At 35.9% G+C, this 16,552-nt stretch carries 16 protein-coding genes; 3 read left to right on the plus strand and 13 right to left on the minus strand.

Annotation, left to right across the window (positions count from 1 at the left end; genetic code table 11):
- Positions 1-7 precede the first annotated feature (7 nt).
- The 6 genes from ctaG to cyoE all read right to left on the minus strand — a co-directional run bounded on the left by ctaG (position 8) and on the right by cyoE (position 5,916).
- Positions 8-913: a cytochrome c oxidase assembly factor CtaG gene (gene ctaG, locus MHH59_RS19715; protein WP_033708188.1), complete on the minus strand. Its 906-nt coding sequence runs from the start codon at positions 911-913 to the stop codon at positions 8-10.
- 81 nt (positions 914-994) lie between these two features.
- Positions 995-1,327, minus strand: coding sequence for a cytochrome c oxidase subunit IVB (gene ctaF / locus MHH59_RS19720; protein WP_002014776.1), 333 nt, complete (start codon positions 1,325-1,327; stop codon positions 995-997).
- A gap of 3 nt (positions 1,328-1,330) precedes the next feature.
- Complete coding sequence (gene ctaE, locus MHH59_RS19725; RefSeq protein WP_000557861.1) at positions 1,331-1,954, minus strand: cytochrome c oxidase subunit III; 624 nt, start codon at positions 1,952-1,954, stop codon at positions 1,331-1,333.
- Positions 1,954-3,789, minus strand: a complete 1,836-nt coding sequence (ctaD, locus tag MHH59_RS19730; RefSeq protein ID WP_002014777.1) for a cytochrome c oxidase subunit I — start codon at positions 3,787-3,789, stop codon at positions 1,954-1,956. The genes ctaE and ctaD overlap by 1 nt, the downstream gene beginning before the upstream one ends.
- A 60-nt stretch (positions 3,790-3,849) precedes the next feature.
- On the minus strand, positions 3,850-4,899 hold the full coding sequence (coxB, locus tag MHH59_RS19735) for a cytochrome c oxidase subunit II (RefSeq protein WP_002088304.1): 1,050 nt from the start codon (positions 4,897-4,899) through the stop codon (positions 3,850-3,852).
- Between the two features lie 93 nt (positions 4,900-4,992).
- Positions 4,993-5,916, minus strand: a complete 924-nt coding sequence (cyoE, locus tag MHH59_RS19740) for a heme o synthase (protein WP_002033731.1) — start codon at positions 5,914-5,916, stop codon at positions 4,993-4,995.
- Positions 5,917-6,413: 497 nt separating this feature from the next.
- On the opposite strand from cyoE, the gene ctaA reads away from it, so the two are divergent.
- Positions 6,414-7,349 carry a heme A synthase gene (gene ctaA / locus MHH59_RS19745; RefSeq protein ID WP_002014781.1) on the plus strand — a complete coding sequence of 312 codons (936 nt, stop codon included), beginning with the start codon at positions 6,414-6,416 and terminating at the stop codon, positions 7,347-7,349.
- Between the two features lie 86 nt (positions 7,350-7,435).
- Here ctaA and pyc read toward each other — a convergent pair whose 3' ends face one another.
- The 3 genes from pyc to MHH59_RS19760 all read right to left on the minus strand — a co-directional run bounded on the left by pyc (position 7,436) and on the right by MHH59_RS19760 (position 12,810).
- Positions 7,436-10,882: a pyruvate carboxylase gene (gene pyc / locus MHH59_RS19750; protein ID WP_002167744.1), complete on the minus strand. Its 3,447-nt coding sequence runs from the start codon at positions 10,880-10,882 to the stop codon at positions 7,436-7,438.
- Positions 10,883-11,215: 333 nt separating this feature from the next.
- Entirely contained in the window at positions 11,216-12,397 is a 1,182-nt protein-coding gene (locus MHH59_RS19755; protein WP_002033727.1) for an FtsW/RodA/SpoVE family cell cycle protein, read from the minus strand.
- 125 nt (positions 12,398-12,522) lie between these two features.
- Positions 12,523-12,810: a YlaN family protein gene (locus tag MHH59_RS19760; protein WP_000135698.1), complete on the minus strand. Its 288-nt coding sequence runs from the start codon at positions 12,808-12,810 to the stop codon at positions 12,523-12,525.
- A 150-nt stretch (positions 12,811-12,960) separates the two neighbouring features.
- On the opposite strand from MHH59_RS19760, the gene MHH59_RS19765 reads away from it, so the two are divergent.
- Positions 12,961-13,458: a hypothetical protein gene (locus MHH59_RS19765; RefSeq protein WP_002014789.1), complete on the plus strand. Its 498-nt coding sequence runs from the start codon at positions 12,961-12,963 to the stop codon at positions 13,456-13,458.
- Between the two features lie 49 nt (positions 13,459-13,507).
- On the opposite strand, the gene MHH59_RS19770 is transcribed toward MHH59_RS19765, so the two are convergent.
- Positions 13,508-14,836 carry a PhoH family protein gene (locus MHH59_RS19770; protein ID WP_002088317.1) on the minus strand — a complete coding sequence of 443 codons (1,329 nt, stop codon included), beginning with the start codon at positions 14,834-14,836 and terminating at the stop codon, positions 13,508-13,510.
- Between the two features lie 246 nt (positions 14,837-15,082).
- A complete protein-coding gene (locus MHH59_RS19775) occupies positions 15,083-15,538 on the minus strand; it encodes a pyridoxamine 5'-phosphate oxidase family protein (protein ID WP_201056873.1) in 456 nt (151 codons plus the stop codon).
- Positions 15,539-15,683: 145 nt separating this feature from the next.
- Here MHH59_RS19775 and MHH59_RS19780 point away from each other — a divergent pair, with 145 nt between their 5' ends.
- Positions 15,684-15,884 carry a YlaI family protein gene (locus MHH59_RS19780; RefSeq protein WP_002094429.1) on the plus strand — a complete coding sequence of 67 codons (201 nt, stop codon included), beginning with the start codon at positions 15,684-15,686 and terminating at the stop codon, positions 15,882-15,884.
- Between the two features lie 35 nt (positions 15,885-15,919).
- Here the strand turns inward: MHH59_RS19780 and MHH59_RS19785 are convergent, their stop codons facing one another.
- Both MHH59_RS19785 and MHH59_RS19790 read right to left on the minus strand, forming a co-directional pair.
- Positions 15,920-16,195 carry a hypothetical protein gene (locus tag MHH59_RS19785; protein WP_002014793.1) on the minus strand — a complete coding sequence of 92 codons (276 nt, stop codon included), beginning with the start codon at positions 16,193-16,195 and terminating at the stop codon, positions 15,920-15,922.
- Positions 16,196-16,212: 17 nt separating this feature from the next.
- On the minus strand, positions 16,213-16,515 hold the full coding sequence (locus tag MHH59_RS19790; RefSeq protein WP_002014795.1) for a YlaH-like family protein: 303 nt from the start codon (positions 16,513-16,515) through the stop codon (positions 16,213-16,215).
- Between the last annotated feature and the right edge of the window lie 37 nt (positions 16,516-16,552).

Consider the following 16,552-nt stretch of genomic DNA (forward strand, 5'->3'; position numbering starts at 1 on the left):
CTAGTTTTTATTTCGTCTGCAAATAAGGAGGTAACTCTTGCAGCTGCTCTTTATCCTTTTCACGCTCTCTACGTGCCCATTTAAAGAACACATAACCGATAATCGTACCGTACACTATTTCCTGGACAATTTTCATAATAATACCACCTGTTTGCTGGTCTTGTACTACCGGCATCCAATGTAAAAATTCTGGTCCAGTTATATTTAAATCTGATAAAGTACCCGCCGGTACACAGAGTTCCATTGCCTTCATCCAAGCGGCCGGATCTGTATATGTTGCAAATAATGGTGCAGTCGCAAAAATTATTAACGCACAAGCTGGCGTTAATAAAATACCATTAGCAAACATGTAACCAAGCTTCTTAATATCACTTAAAGTTTGATATTCTGGCAGTGGATTTAACATTGGCCACCACATCATCATTGCTGCAAAAAACAATATAGCAAGGCAAATAGGATGCGCTATTTGACTTTGTTTTACTGCATCAAAAACAATTGGCAAATGATAAAAGGAAAACAGGCCATTAAATACAAACAACGCAATAAGCGGCTTAGCAAAAAACTTTATCACAATTTGAACGAACTTAAAAGAAGTAATATAACGATATAACCAAACAGGTATACCAAGCAGTAATAACGGAGGCACCGCAATATACATTACTGCCATCTCAAACATATGTGCACTAAATATGATATGACCAATTAAATCAATAGGTCCTCCCTTTACAACATACAAAAGAACAATCCCGGTCGTAAAATAAAAAATTTGCTTCTTACTTACCTTCGTCGCATTTTCAAATCGCGTTCTATACGGTCCAATAATTAAAAAATAACTAATAAGAATCGAGATCATAAATAATAAAAAAATTGGACTCCATAAAGCTTGAAAACCAAATACCCATAAGTTTTCCATTTCCACACCTACCTTTTCAAAATTCTTATATTTCATATAAAAAGAGGGCTTTGATATATCAGAGCCCCCTACTATCACTGTTTAAATCCACACAATTGTCATAAAGGCTAATATTGTTAATAAACCAATTAACAATCCAGAGTACAAGAAGAAACTCGCCGCTTCATGCCCTTTATGACTCATATGCATGAAATAATATAACTGAAATATAACTTGAATGACTGCTAACAATAATATAAATGGAACCGAAAAAATCGGGCTAAATGTTTTCGGATATGCCACCGCTGCAAATGCAACTAATGTTAAAAAAATCATTAGTGAAAATGTAACAACTTGGTGCTTCATTTCCTCTGCACTTTTTCTCTTCCGATAAACAAGATCCACCTTAGGATTATTCGTTTGCTTAACCGCCATTGTTTATCCCACCATTCCCATCAAATATACTACAGTGAAAATAAACACCCAAACTACGTCAATAAAGTGCCAATAAATTGATGCAACATAAAACTTTGGTGCGTTGTATAAATTTAAGCCTCTCTTCGCGTTTCTAAAGATTAATGTTAAAATCCAACATAATCCAAACAACACGTGGAGCCCGTGTGTACCAACAAGAGCATAAAATGCAGAACCAAATGCACTACTTCTCATAGTATGCTTAAATTCATGCGTATAATGATAAAACTCATATATTTCAAACCCCAAAAATCCTAAGCCAAGCAACACTGTTACAAGTAACCAAAGTTGCATTTTCTTAAAGTTAAAATTTTTCATATGATACATTGCGTATACACTCGTTAAACTACTTGTTAACAAAAGCATCGTCATAATGAAAACGAGTGGCATTTGAAACATCTCTTGAGATGTTGGTCCACCATTTGTAGAGTTCTTTAACGCTAAATATGTGCCAAATAAGGAAGCGAACAACACTGTTTCGCCTCCAAGAAATAACCAAAAACCAACAAACTTATTTTTCCCCTCAAGGGTTGCTTTTTCAGGCTCTGCTGGAAATGTTTCATTCGTTAATTTCTCATCTACATGCATTACGCCTTGCCCCCCTTATCATCTAAATCTTCCTTATGAATATGATATCCATGATCATCAATTACTGAACGAAGGAACATTGTACCAAACGTAATGATTAAACCGATAATCGCTACTAATAACCAAAATTTATCTTTGCCACCCTGCATATACATCGCACCGAATGCTGCTATGAATAAGCCTAGAGAAATGATAAATGGTGAAAATGAAGCATTTGGCATATGAATATCACCAACTGGTTCCGCTGCTGTCATCTCTTTATTGCCTTCACGTTTTTCAATCCAAAACGGATCTAACCCGCGAACAAATGGCAATTGTTTAAAATTGTATTCCGGTGTTGGTGCTGGCATTGTCCATTCTAATGTACGTCCATCCCATGGATCACGGCCAGCCTTCTCTTTTGATACCGTTGTTTTTATTACATTGAATAAAAGAACAATCGTTCCAAGAGCCATAAACACAGCTCCGATAGAACTAATCATATTCCCCATTTCCAACCCTTGGCCCTCAAGATATGTGTAGTAACGACGTGGCATACCAATCAATCCAAGGAAATGCTGAATAAAGAATGTTAAATGGAAACCGATAAAGAATAACCAAAATGTTATCTTACCTAATGTTTCATTTAATACTTTATTAAACATAAGTGGCCAATAATAATGCGCACCTGCAAGTAAACCAAATACAACACCACCAACAATTACATAATGAAAGTGTGCTACTACGAAATAATTATCATGAAACTGATAATCAGCTGGTGCAGAAGCAAGCATAACACCTGTAACTCCACCCATAACGAAGGATGGAATAAAAGCTACCGCCCACATCATTGGTGTTGTAAACCTAATACTTCCACCCCACATTGTAAAGAGCCAGTTAAATATTTTAATACCCGTTGGAACTGCAATCGCCATTGTTGCAACCGAGAAGATAGCATTTGCAACAGGCCCAAGACCAACAGTAAACATATGATGCGCCCATACCATAAATCCTAAAAACCCTATTAATACTGTCGCGAACACCATAGAGGAATAACCGAATAATCGTTTTTTCGAAAATGTGGCGAAGATTTCTGAGAATATTCCGAAAGCTGGGAGTATAAGAATGTATACTTCCGGATGACCGAAGATCCAGAATAAATGCTCCCATATAATCGTGTTCCCACCTAGTGCCGGATTAAAGAAACTTGTGCCAAATAAACGATCTAACATTAAAAGTCCTAATCCTACAGTTAATGGTGGAAATGCAAATAAAATAAGTGAAGATGTTACAAATGTTGTCCATGTAAACATCGGCATGCGCATGTACGTCATCCCTGGCGCGCGCATATTAATAATTGTAACAAGGAAGTTAATACCTCCAATTAATGTACCAATACCTGATATTTGCAAGCCGAGTACATAAAAATCAACACCATGTCCTTTAGAGGCTAAAGCTAAAGATGCATACGATGTCCACCCTGCATCAGGCGCTCCTCCTAAAAACCAACTTAAATTTAAAAATAATCCACCAAAGAAAAATAACCAAAATCCGAGCGAATTCAAAAACGGGAACGCCACATCACGTGCTCCAATTTGAAGTGGTACAGCGGCGTTCATAAATGCAAACACGAGTGGCATAGCTGCGAGGAAAATCATTGTTGTACCGTGCATCGTTAATACTTGATTATAAGCATCCCCAACAAGAAAAGCATTGTTAGGAATCGCTAACTGCAGGCGAATAAATAGTGCTTCTATTCCACCTATTACAAAAAACAATCCACCTGCAATTAAATAGAGAATGGCAATCTTTTTATGGTCTACTGTCGTTAAATAATCCCATATGACAGCACCCATCCCCTGTTTTTTTGCTACAGAACTCACGTTTTCAACCTCCCCTTCGCAAATGATCCCTCTTTATTTTTCAATCTTTAACGTTTGTAAATATGCATTTAATGCATTAATTTGATCATCCGTTAAGTTGCCATATTTACCAGTCATTTTATTACCTGGTTTCATATTTTCAGGATCTTTGAGCCATTTTTTTAAGTTCTCTTCATTATTTTCGGCAATACCAGCAACCATATCGCGATCTGCGAAGTTTGCTAAGTTCGGTGCGATACGAGCAGAAGGTGGTCTACTATCATTTGATCCAACTGCATGACAACCAATACAGCTTTTATTAAATATTTCTTGACCCTCTTGCGCCTTTGTAGAAGCTACTTCTTTTTTTCCATCAATCTTCTTCATGTCAGCAAGCCACTTTTTGTACTCGCTTTCATCCAGAGCTTTCACTTTGAACTGCATTAAAGAATGTGATGGGCCACAAAATTCTGTACAAAAACCATTATAAGTGCCCGATTTATCTGCCTTTAACCACATTTTGTTTACATTATCTGTATTTGTATCCATTTTCCCAGCTAAAGATGGAACCCAAAACGAATGTTTAATATCGGCACCCTTCAAATTCAAATACACTTTCTTACCTGTGGGGATAACTAAATCTTGAGAAGTTACTATTTTTTCTGATTTATAAGAAAATTCCCACCAATAAAGATTCGCTGTTACATCAACAACGATAGTATCTTTATCAATATTCTTTTTCTCCATCGCACTTACATCAGCAAGCTTGAATGTATATGTAACAGTCGGAACAGCCAAGATTAACAAAAGAATAATCGGAATGACTGTCCATATAATTTCTAGTTTGTGATTTCCTTCAACTTGCTCTGGAATATAATCTTCCTCACCCTTTTTTTGTCGGAAACGCACAATTACATATAAGAAAATAATAGTAACTACAAGTACTACTCCTACCATGATTGCACTCGCTAGTAAGAGCAAATCATATTGCATTTTTGCTACTTCCCCTTGCGGAATTAAAGTAGACTGAAAAGCTTTACCGCATCCCCCTAACAGTAAAGCCAGCAGTGAAACGAACGAAAGCAGTCGCCACTGTTTCTTCATACAAACAACCCCCACTTTCTTTGTGAATTAGATTGTACTTTATAGTTAAGTAAAGTAAATCTCAACGTAAAGAAATCCAATCATGTCGTTGTCTTAGAAGAATGTAACTACAATCATTGACACAAATAAGATTGTTAAGTAATTCAGGGAATAAACAAACATTTTTACGGACCACTTGATGTCATCTTGCTGACGGAAGCCATAAAGCCCTAATGCGATCCATCCGATGTTAAGCAATGTTGCAATTACCATGAATGTTATTCCAAGTCCACTCATATAAAATGGTAGTGGTAATAAACATACTGTCCAAATCATAATCTGACGTTTCGTAATATCAAATCCCTGTACAACAGGAAGCATTGGGATTCCTGCATTTCGATATTCATCAACACGCTTCATCGCTAATGCGAGGAAATGTGGGATTTGCCAAATAAACATAATTAAAAATAACATCCAAGCAATTGGATGATTTAAAGACGGATCAATTGCCGCCCATCCAATTAAAGGTGGAACTGCTCCTGATATACTACCTACAACAGTATTTAACGTATATTTTCTCTTCGTCCATAACGTATATAAAACAACATATGTGAAGGCACCAATAAATGAGATTAACACTGCCATCGGTGTAGTAAGTAATAAAAATGCAAAGCCCAGAAGTAAAATTACAAGTCCAAATGCAAGTGCAAAGCCAGGTTTATATTTACCTGTTACCGTTGGACGGTTTTTTGTTCTTTCCATTAATGGATCGATATCTCGGTCAATGTAGTTATTTAAACAACATACCCCTGCCATAATTAATGCCGAACCAACGATTGTGAAAAATAACTTATCTAGATTGTCCATAACACTCAATCCATTAAAATGTAAAGCCAACCAAAATCCTGTAAATACAGTAAGTGTATTTGAGTTTACAATCCCCATTTTAACGAGCGCTGATAAATCTTGTAACCGAGTTGTTTCCGGTACAATTGAAACAGCTGACTCATCATGCAGCTCACTTGTTGCATGGTTCATCACTTTAACCCCCTCTTAAACCTATCATCTTTCTAAGCATATATTTCATGTGAAATATTTCGCTTCTATATAGCAATATTATTACAGTAGAAATATTGTTAACCCATTCTACTACTAATCTACGCCCATACTCCAATATATTAAATCACATTTCCCGAACATTTTGTGAAGAAAACATGAACTTTTTGTGTCGAACATTAAAAAACTTTATTCTAATTTATCCTTATCATAACATGATGTTATCTTCTATAATAAACTATTTTGTCATATTTAGCATGTATTCTCCCCATTTCTTTTCAAAATAGCCTAAATTACTCCTAAAATATGTATTTTAAATCCCATTTTTTTCTTTATAATACGTACGTTGTCCTCGCCCTCCATTTCTTTGCTATTTTATTATTTTTTATATATCATAGGACTGTAGCACGTTTTATTCTATACATAATGGAATGAAAATATTTCGCAATAACTTCATAGCAGAAAGATGGTGAAAGAGATTGCAACGCTTTATTAAATGGTTAGCAGTCATTACAAGTCTCGATTTATTAGTAGTTTTACTAGGAGGCGCTTTAGTTACAAAAACGGGTTCAGGCCAAGGATGCGGCAAATCATGGCCTCTTTGTAACGGTGAATTTGTTCCATCTAATTTATCAATGGAGACTATTATTGAGCTAAGTCACCGCTTAACATCTGGATCAGCAGGAATCCTTGTTACTCTTCTTTGTATCTTGTCCTGGAAATATTATAAACATGTGCGCGAAACAAAGACGTTAGCAATTTTATCCTTCGTATTTTTAGTTGCACAAGCATTAATGGGGGCGGCGGCGGTTGTTTGGGGTCAAATGCCTGCTGTATTAGCTATTCATTTCGGTATTTCCTTAATTTCATTTGCTTCTGTCATCTTGTTAACGTGTCTTATTTTTGAAATTGATCAGAAATTTGATGCACGTTCACTCATTATGGACAAAAAAATGAAATTTCATATTTATGGTGTAACAATTTACAGTTATATCGTTGTCTACACAGGAGCTTTAGTACGTCACGAACGAGCTACCTTAGCCTGTCCAGACTTCCCTTTATGTAGCAAAAATAGACCTATGCCAACTCAACTACATGAGTGGGTTCAAATGGGACATAGAGTTGCAGCGATGTTAATTTTCGCTTGGATACTATATGCGATGATTATCGCTATTCGCCATTACAAGCAGCAGCGTGTAGTATACTGGGGATGGATTATTTCATTTATCCTTGTTACACTTCAAGCTATAGTAGGGATTTTAGTCGTATTTACAAATGCTAGTTTAGCAATGGCATTATTACATTCGCTCTTCATTTCTTGCCTGTTTGCTGTACTATGCTATTTAGTTATGATAGGTACAAGAAGTACAGTCAATGCAAAAGAAACTGAATCAACTTCTAAGCAAACAAAATAAAGTAAAACTTTAATACCTTGCCAATTCGGCAAGGTATTATTTACACACAAAAAAGAGCTGCTTTCGCACAGCTCTTTTTCTTTATTTTAATGATCTAATTCAATGAGTAAATCTCCCGTTTGAATTGCATCCCCATCATTTACATATACTTTTTTCACTTTACCACTAAATGGCGCTTGAACCGTCGTTTCCATTTTCATAGCTTCTGTAATTGCCATGGAATCACCTTTTTTCACTTCATCGCCTTCTTTTACAACTACTTTAATAACAGTTCCCGGCATCGTTGCGCTAATATGATTTGGATTTTCACGATTCCCCTTCACACGCTGTGCAACAGTTGATTTCACGCTTTCATCTTTCACTACGATTTCACGCGGTTGTCCATTAAACTCCAGGTAAAGCACACGATTTCCATCTGGCTGTGGCTCCCCAATGGAAACTAGTTTAACCATCAATGTTTTACCTTGCTCGATTTCCACATCAATTTCTTCACCAAGTCTCATACCATAGAAGAATGTCGGTGTATCAAGCACAGATACATTTCCATAAATCCCAGCAACTTTTTCGTAGTCCATAAATACTTTTGGATACAATGCATATGCGACTACATCAAAAATTGTTACTTCGCGTCCAAGTTTGTGGAATAACTCTTCTTTTAAAGCATCAAAATCTACTGGTTCTAATAATTCACCCGGTCTTACTGTTAATGGCTCTTTCCCTTTTAAAATAATTTTTTGTAATTCTTTCGGGAAACCACCATATGGTTGTCCTAAATCTCCAGAGAACATTTCAACAACAGATCCTGGGAAGTCCATAGCATGTCCACGTTCTAAAATATCTTGTTCTGTTAGGTGATTTTGAACCATAAATAATGCCATATCACCGACAACTTTAGATGATGGTGTTACTTTTACAATATCGCCAAACATATCATTAACACGGCGATACATCACTTTAACTTCATCAAAGCGATCTCCTAAACCAACCGCTTTTGCTTGTTGTTGAAGATTACTATACTGTCCACCCGGCATTTCATGCATATATACCTCTGTGTGAGGAGCATTCATACCACTTTCAAATGGAGCATAGTATTTTCGTACATCTTCCCAATAATGAGATAGTTTTTCTAATGAGTCTATATTAACATCTGGTTGTCTTTCGTTTCCACCTAACGCATAGTATAATGTATTCGCACTCGGCTGTGACGTTTGACCAGCCATAGAACTCACCGCTACATCGACAATATCAACACCTGCTTCAATCGCCTTCGTATACGTTAAAATACCATTTCCGCTCGTATCGTGTGTATGCAGGTGAATTGGAATCGACACCGTCTCTTTTAGTGCTGAAACTAAATCATATGCTGCGTTTGGCTTTAGTAAGCCCGCCATATCTTTAATTCCTAAAATGTGAGCTCCTGATGCTTCCAACTCTTTTGCTAAATTTTTATAATAATTTAAATCATATTTACTGCGTAACGGATCATGAATGTCTCCTGTGTAACACATTGTTGCTTCTGCAATCTTACCAGTATCTCGTACAGCATCAATTGCAACTCTCATGCCTTCTACCCAGTTTAAGCTATCAAAAATACGGAACACATCAATTCCGGCTTGCGCGGAACATTCTACAAATTTTTGAATTAAATTATCTGGATAGTTTTTGTATCCAACTGCGTTTGAAGAACGAAGTAACATTTGGAATAAAACGTTTGGCATTTTTTCACGAAGATCTAGTAATCGTTCCCATGGATCTTCTTTCAAGAAACGATATGCAACATCAAACGTTGCACCGCCCCACATTTCTGCTGAGAATAAGTTTGGTAACATTCTCGCTGTCGGCTCTGCAATGTGATGTAAATCTTTTGTACGAACACGAGTTGCAAGTAATGACTGATGTGCATCACGGAATGTTGTATCAGTTAAAAGTACACGCTTTTGATCTTGTACCCACTTTACTAATCCATCCGCTCCACGCTCATCCAAAATTTGTTTCGTTCCATTTTGCATTGGCTCTGAGTGTATCACATTTGGTATACGAGCATCTGGGAAAATTGGTTTCTCTTTTTTCCCTACTCCTGGGAAGCCATTTACTGTTACTGTACCAATATAATTCAACATTTTTGTTCCGCGGTCTTTACGTTTCGGGAACAAAAATAGTTCAGGTGACGCGTCAATAAATGAAGTGTCATATTCTCCTGATAAGAAGTTTTTATGTTTTACTACATTCTCTAGGAATGGAATATTTGTTTTAATACCACGAATACGGAATTCTTTTAAGTTACGTTCCATTTTTGCAGCGGCTTGTTCAAAAGTAAGTGCCCAAGTAGTAACTTTTACAAGTAAAGAATCGTAGTACGGTGTAATAACTGCACCTTGGAAACTATTACCTGTATCAAGACGAACACCAAAACCACCGCCTGATCGGTACGCCATAATCTTTCCTGTATCAGGCATAAAGTTATTAAGTGGGTCTTCTGTTGTTACACGAGATTGGATTGCAAATCCATGCACAACCACTTCCTCTTGCTTAGGAACACCTACCATTTTGCTATGTAATGCATGTCCATCAGCTATTAAAATTTGCGATTGAACGATATCCACTCCTGTAATCATCTCTGTAATCGTATGTTCAACTTGAACACGTGGGTTTACTTCAATGAAGTAAAACTCATCACCTTTTACAAGGAATTCTACCGTTCCAGCATTTAAATAATTTACATTTTTCGTTAACTTTACTGCAGCATCACAAATACGCTGACGCAAATCATCTGAAAGCGACACGCTCGGTGCAATTTCAACTACTTTTTGATGGCGTCGTTGTACAGAGCAATCACGCTCATACAAATGAACAACATTACCTTCTTCATCTGCTAAAATTTGTACTTCTATATGTTTAGGTTTTTCAACGAATTTTTCAACGTACACTTCATCATTACCAAAGGCTGCTTTTGCTTCTGATTTCGCGCGATTATACGATTCTCTTAATTCTTCACTAGCACGTACAATACGCATACCGCGACCGCCGCCACCAAGGGATGCTTTAATAATAATCGGGTAATCATACTTTTCAGCAAATTCTTCAACTTCTTCTATTGAATTTACTGGACCATCACTACCAGGAATAATTGGAATTTGTGCTAGCTGCGCTTGTGTTCTTGCTTTAACTTTATCTCCAAACATGTCCAAATGCTTACTTTTTGGACCGATAAAGATAATCCCTTCTTCTTCACAACGTTTTGCAAATTGAATATTTTCTGACAAGAAACCATATCCAGGGTGGATTGCATCTACATGATTACTTTTCGCAATCTCAATAATGCCTTCAATATCTAGATAAGCATCAATTGGCTTTTTCCCTTCCCCAACTAAATAGGACTCATCGGCTTTATAGCGATGATAAGAACCGCTATCCTCTTTAGAATAGATCGCAACTGTGTTTAATCCAAGTTCTGAACATGCTCGGAACACACGAATTGCTATCTCTCCACGGTTAGCTACCAATACTTTTTGAATACGTTGCAGCTTTGTCATGATTTTCCCCCTCTATTTTCCTACCACTCTAGAGATAAAATACATACACACTCTAAAGAGCGTGAAGTTCTTCACTTTCTACATTATATTATACTTAGAAAGCTTCACTTTATTTTTATCCATCATACCTTATTTTTCAACAAATGATAAGTTTTCTGATCGATTTGTTTCACAAAAATAGTATAGCATACCTCTTCCTTTTCTAACAACAATATTGTATATCACATTCACTTAAATGTAATATACTTTTCGTTTTATAACAATCAATATTGTATCACATTTAAAATCTAACAAAATAAAAAACACATTGAACTCTAGAGCTCAATGTGTTTTTTATTTTACAACAACAAGATGCGGTCCACCTTGTTCTATTTCGTTAGTCAATTTGTTTTGTTGTTTCTCTTGTCGTTTTACATAACTAGCAATATTTAACAGTATACCCATTGCAAGTAAATTAGCCAATAAAGAACTACCACCATAACTTATAAACGGTAATGGTACCCCTGTAAGCGGTATTAACCCAGACATACCACCAACATTTATAAAAGTTTGAACTCCAAACAAACTTGCAATTCCAATTGCTATTAAACTTCCAAACGGATCTCTGCACTTTTGTGCAACCCTAAATGCCCGAATAATAATAAGTAGTAAACAGATTAAAATGACAGCTACGCCTATAAATCCAAGTTCTTCAGATATAATTGCCATAATAAAATCTGTTTGCGGTTCTGGTAAGTATCCATATTTTTGCACACTGTTCCCTAACCCTCGACCATTTAGCCCTCCTGAAGCAATTCCAATAAAAGAATTTATTAATTGGAACCCATCATTTTGAGGATCGTTAAATGGATCAAGAAAAACTGAAAACCGAGCTTTTTGGTACTGACTTAACTTATAGTTCCCAATAAAATATAACGCTGGAATCCATATTATAGACGTTAAGAGGAATCGCTTTATACTTAAATTAACATTAACTCCTGAACAAAAGAACATAATCAGTACAGTTCCACCTATTAGTATATCGGTCCCTAAGTCATTTTGAAGTAAAATTAATCCCATCGCTCCACCGACAACAGCTAGAGGAGGAATTATCCCTTGTACAAAAGCTGTTTGCGTTTCTTGTTTCTTAGCAAAAAAGTTTGCTAGCGTAATAATAACCGTTATTTTCACAAACTCAGCTGGTTGTATACCTAATATCCATCCTTTTGCACCATTTATGACCTGACCGAAAAGAAAGGCTGCTGCTAATAGACCAATACTCCCTATTCCCATTGCGATCAAAACTATTCGCTTTCTCCACAACTTATAAGGAATGGCAACGATAATCGCTAACATTATCGTTCCAACAGCTAGAGCAAATAATTGTTTTTTAAAAAAGTAATCTGCTGGCCAGTTATGTCTCGACGAAATCGCAACAATGGAACTAGAACTATATACCATTATAACTCCCAACACACATAAGATAACAAGAGGAAGTAATAAGGAATAATCCATCGATTTCCATACTTTTTTCATTTCATTTCCTCTTTCTGTTTCAATTTAATTATTGTTGTATTCCATATGTATATAGGTTCTTCCTTCTTTATTATACAAATAAAAAGCCCAAACTATTTCAGTTTGAGCCCCCTTATTTGAACCCGTTATTGTTGTTTGTTTGTAAATGCTTCATGAAGTGCAGACAACTCACGTTCGAGCTCTCCTAACATTGCTTTCCCTTGTTCTTCTGCAATAAGACCAAGGCGAACCGCAAAATCGACCTCGCGGGATAGTCCAAACATTTGTGTGTCTAAAACTTCTTCATATAATGGACATTGCGGCATTGTAAGATTGTCCATTTGTACCTTAATAAGTCTTAAAATCTTCTCTGCATCCGCTTGTAGAAGGGCTAGTGCCTTTTCCTGATGATTTGATACTGTCTCAGACGCCAAATTGATTCCCTCCGTTTCCGTCCTACTCTCTCATATCTATTAATATTAGCGATAGTTTTAATAAATTGCAATAGAAACATTTTTTGTGACAACAGTGTCTAATACTATTATACTGAAAAGTGGGAGTATAACACAAATGGGGGAACAACAATGAGCGAAATTTTATTTATTAATGGAAAAGTTCGTTTTCCAATCACTATCGATCCAACTGTATGGATTTTCGATGATCGAAAAATAGATTTGACAACCTACTTTGATGAAACTAGAGAAGAATCATCCGAATTAGAAACATACTTAAAACATACTTCAGAGCATTGGGATCGCGAAATCCGTGATGGTGCTGCCTTCCCGCCAATACAACAAAGTGTAAAGAAATATAAAAAAGAACAGCTTATTAACGGGACCTTTGGCATACCACTTCATCCATTTCTAAAAAATGCTGAAATTTTAGAAGATGCTACTCATGTCGAAATTGAAACCACAGACAATACAATTACACTTCCGTTAGAAACAGCCCATAAAGCTATTCTCGGTTTTTCAAAAGAAGGTAAACCATTACGAGAAGACGGGCCTGTTCATCTATATTTCCATGATGGATCTAATAGACAAAATCCGATTCGTAACATCCGTAAATTTACAATCATTTAAATTGTATAATTAAAAGGCAAAAAAGGAGTGAGCTTAAGCTCACTCCTTTTTATAATAAATCCGCTGCTAGTTGTGCTAAATTAGAACGCTCTCCTTTAACAAACTTTACATGACCACTAATACGTTGTTCTTTAAACTTCTCTACAACATATGTTAAACCGTTATTATATTCATCTAAATACGGGTGATCAATTTGCTGAGGATCCCCCATTAATACAATCTTACTTTTTTCGCCTACCCTTGTTAGTATCGTCTTTACTTCATGCTTCGTTAAATTTTGTGCCTCGTCAATTATAATGAACTGGTCTGGAATACTTCTCCCGCGTATATAGGTAAGCGCTTCTACTTCAATCGAACCCATTCCAGCTAAAATAGCATCTAGCTCCCCAGGCTTTTTCGTATTGAATAAATACTCTAGATTATCAAAAATCGGCTGCATCCACGGTCTTAATTTTTCCTCTTTCTCTCCTGGTAAATAGCCTATATCTTTCCCTACCGGTACAATTGGTCTCGCGACAAGTAGTTTTTTATATAACCCTAAATCTTCCGTTTGCATTAGTCCCGAAGCTAATGCAAGTAACGTTTTTCCTGTACCTGCTTTCCCTGTTAACGTTACAAGTGGAATATCTTCCCGAAGTAGCAATTCTAATCCCATAATTTGCTGCACGTTTCGTGGGCGTATCCCCCACACTTGTTCATTGTGAAAAATAAGTTTTTTTACCTTCTTACCTAAATGATCCACAATCCCAAGTGCAGAACTAGAACCCCCTAGTGCATCTTTCATTACAACAAACTGATTTGGATAAAAAGGATGATTTGCGATTTCAGATAAAGGTAGTTCACCTTTTTCATAAAAATAATCTAACTGTTCTTTTGATATATACCCTTCTAAAAATCCTGAATATATATTTTCCACTTCGATTACTCGGTCACTTAAATAATCTTCGGCCTGCAATCCGATTGCATCAGCTTTTACCCTTACGAGTACATCTTTACTTACTAAAATAACTGATTTCCCGTCCTCTTTTTCTTGTTCTTCTAAAGAGAGGTTTTTCGCTACCGCTAAAATTCGATTATCATTTGTTTTTTCTACAAAAATATCTTGCAGTTGAACAAATGAGCGATGATTTAATTCAATACGAAATGTACCGCCGTTTTCTAACGGAATACTTTCATGCAGCTTTCCTATTTCGCGAAATTTGTCGATTAACTTAGATACATAGCGAGCATTTCGTCCTACTTCATCCATATAACGTTTTTTCGAATCAACCTCTTCTAATACAACTGCTGGAATCACTACTTCATTTGTTGCAAATGAAAAAATAGATAAAGGATCCTGCAAAAGTACATTCGTATCTAACACATAAATTTTATCCAACCTGTTACCCCCTGACTCCACTTTTAAATTTGTAGAACAAGGGTTTCATCCATAAAATATGGACGAACCATTGTTATAATTATATGTACCGTAAAAACGAGGTAGAATCGAAATTCATAGAAATTAAACCTTTTCTTTATTTTTTATTCATTTCTATTCAATATATTACTTTTTATTATAATTTTTCACATTAAATCACAATACTCACTTGTAAATGTTTATGAACGATGTTCCTATTCATCTTCTTTATAATTCTTTCATTCCTACTAATACTTGGTTATCAAGCTTTTTAGCTGCTCGAAGATCATATGTTTTTTCATATGTTGGTTCAGTAGCAAGTTTCGCACCATAAAACATAACATCACGAACTTCTTGTACATTCACTTCTACTACCGTTAATTTTAGAGGAATCCCTTCCATTCTATCTGTTAAAATTTCACTTTCACCACTTATGGAAAATACGGATTCATTCGCCATTATAGTCAATACAACCCCTGCATTATGCCGTATATTCCCCACAATACGTGAGCGTTGATCTACCGCAAATCGAATACTAGTTTCACTCACTGCATATACCCAAGAAATAGCACTTACGTTAGGAATTTGTTTTTCGAAATCTGTTGTTGCTATCATAACGATACACTCTTTACGCAAAGATTGTACTAAATCACCTGTCAATGTAGGCTCAACTACATTCGCCATATTTCCACCTCCAAATATTATTTATATATCCTTATCATAACCTATTTTTCGAATTGCGAAAATATTATTTTTTCCCGCTATTATTCAAAAACATTATGCTTCCATGATATACTTATACTGATAGAATTCGTATTGAGGTGACGAAATGAGAGTCAGATGTATGATTTGTGATAAAAAAGATATGTTAGATGACGAAAATCCTATGGCAAAAAAACTGCGTAATCGCCCTATTCATACATATATGTGCATGGAATGTACGGAACGAATTGCAGAGCGTACTATGGAACGCCATGCGAGTGGTAATTTCCGATTATATCGTGATAAAAAAGTAGAAGACGATTGGTAAACCGGAAATAAGTCCTTAATCATATAGATAAGGACTTATTTGTATTTTTCTGGTTCACGATTCATCTGATCCAAAAAACAATCAATGGCTTCTACCGGAAATCTTGCACACCTTATTTCCCCATCAATTTCATATGTAATCAAATACATTTCCTCGTTCTTTTCAACTTCTACATTTCGTAATTTATGCTCTTCATATATCATATTTTGAAATAATACATACGTTTCTTGTGCAGCTCTATCATCTGGACGTGCTTCCGCAACCGTTTTAATTGTTAACCAATTATATAATGCATCTTGTACTGAGCGCATGAAAGCCCCTCCTTTTTTCACCCTGTTTTTTGTTGTTTAGCTTGACGTAAACGCAGTCTATAAATTCCAAGTACAATTGCCGCTACAACGAGCCCCTCTCCAACGGGTAAAAAAACTGCAAAAAAAGTTAATACCGTGCATCCAATTGCTAAAGAAATATATATCACTATATTTTTTAGCACCGATAGCTTCCTTGCAAATCCTAAATTATATACAAGTGCACTTAATAAAATTATTGTTCCATAAAGTAACCACATCCCTAACTCTGGATTTTCATCAACTTTACAAAGTTTCGCGAAAAATGACATTCTTTCTAACACTATCTTTCACCCCTTCTCATGAAACAAATTCTCTTTA

This window comes from Bacillus sp. FSL E2-0195 (assembly GCF_038003645.1).
GTDB lineage: Bacteria > Bacillota > Bacilli > Bacillales > Bacillaceae_G > Bacillus_A > Bacillus_A mycoides.

Bases quoted from the DNA above. Each gene is read 5' to 3' on its own strand.
- MHH59_RS19780 (WP_002094429.1), top strand. From the start codon at position 15,684: ATGAGAGTCAGATGTATGATTTGTGATAAAAAAGATATGTTAGATGAC.
- ctaG (WP_033708188.1), bottom strand. From the start codon at position 913: ATGGAAAACTTATGGGTATTTGGTTTTCAAGCTTTATGGAGTCCAATT.
- ctaD (WP_002014777.1), bottom strand. From the start codon at position 3,789: ATGGGTGCTGTCATATGGGATTATTTAACGACAGTAGACCATAAAAAG.
- MHH59_RS19755 (WP_002033727.1), bottom strand. From the start codon at position 12,397: ATGAAAAAAGTATGGAAATCGATGGATTATTCCTTATTACTTCCTCTT.
- MHH59_RS19775 (WP_201056873.1), bottom strand. From the start codon at position 15,538: ATGGCGAATGTAGTTGAGCCTACATTGACAGGTGATTTAGTACAATCT.
- MHH59_RS19785 (WP_002014793.1), bottom strand. From the start codon at position 16,195: ATGCGCTCAGTACAAGATGCATTATATAATTGGTTAACAATTAAAACG.
- MHH59_RS19765 (WP_002014789.1), top strand. From the start codon at position 12,961: ATGAGCGAAATTTTATTTATTAATGGAAAAGTTCGTTTTCCAATCACT.
- ctaF (WP_002014776.1), bottom strand. From the start codon at position 1,327: ATGGCGGTTAAGCAAACGAATAATCCTAAGGTGGATCTTGTTTATCGG.
- ctaE (WP_000557861.1), bottom strand. From the start codon at position 1,954: ATGCATGTAGATGAGAAATTAACGAATGAAACATTTCCAGCAGAGCCT.
- pyc (WP_002167744.1), bottom strand. From the start codon at position 10,882: ATGACAAAGCTGCAACGTATTCAAAAAGTATTGGTAGCTAACCGTGGA.
- cyoE (WP_002033731.1), bottom strand. From the start codon at position 5,916: ATGAACCATGCAACAAGTGAGCTGCATGATGAGTCAGCTGTTTCAATT.
- coxB (WP_002088304.1), bottom strand. From the start codon at position 4,899: ATGAAGAAACAGTGGCGACTGCTTTCGTTCGTTTCACTGCTGGCTTTA.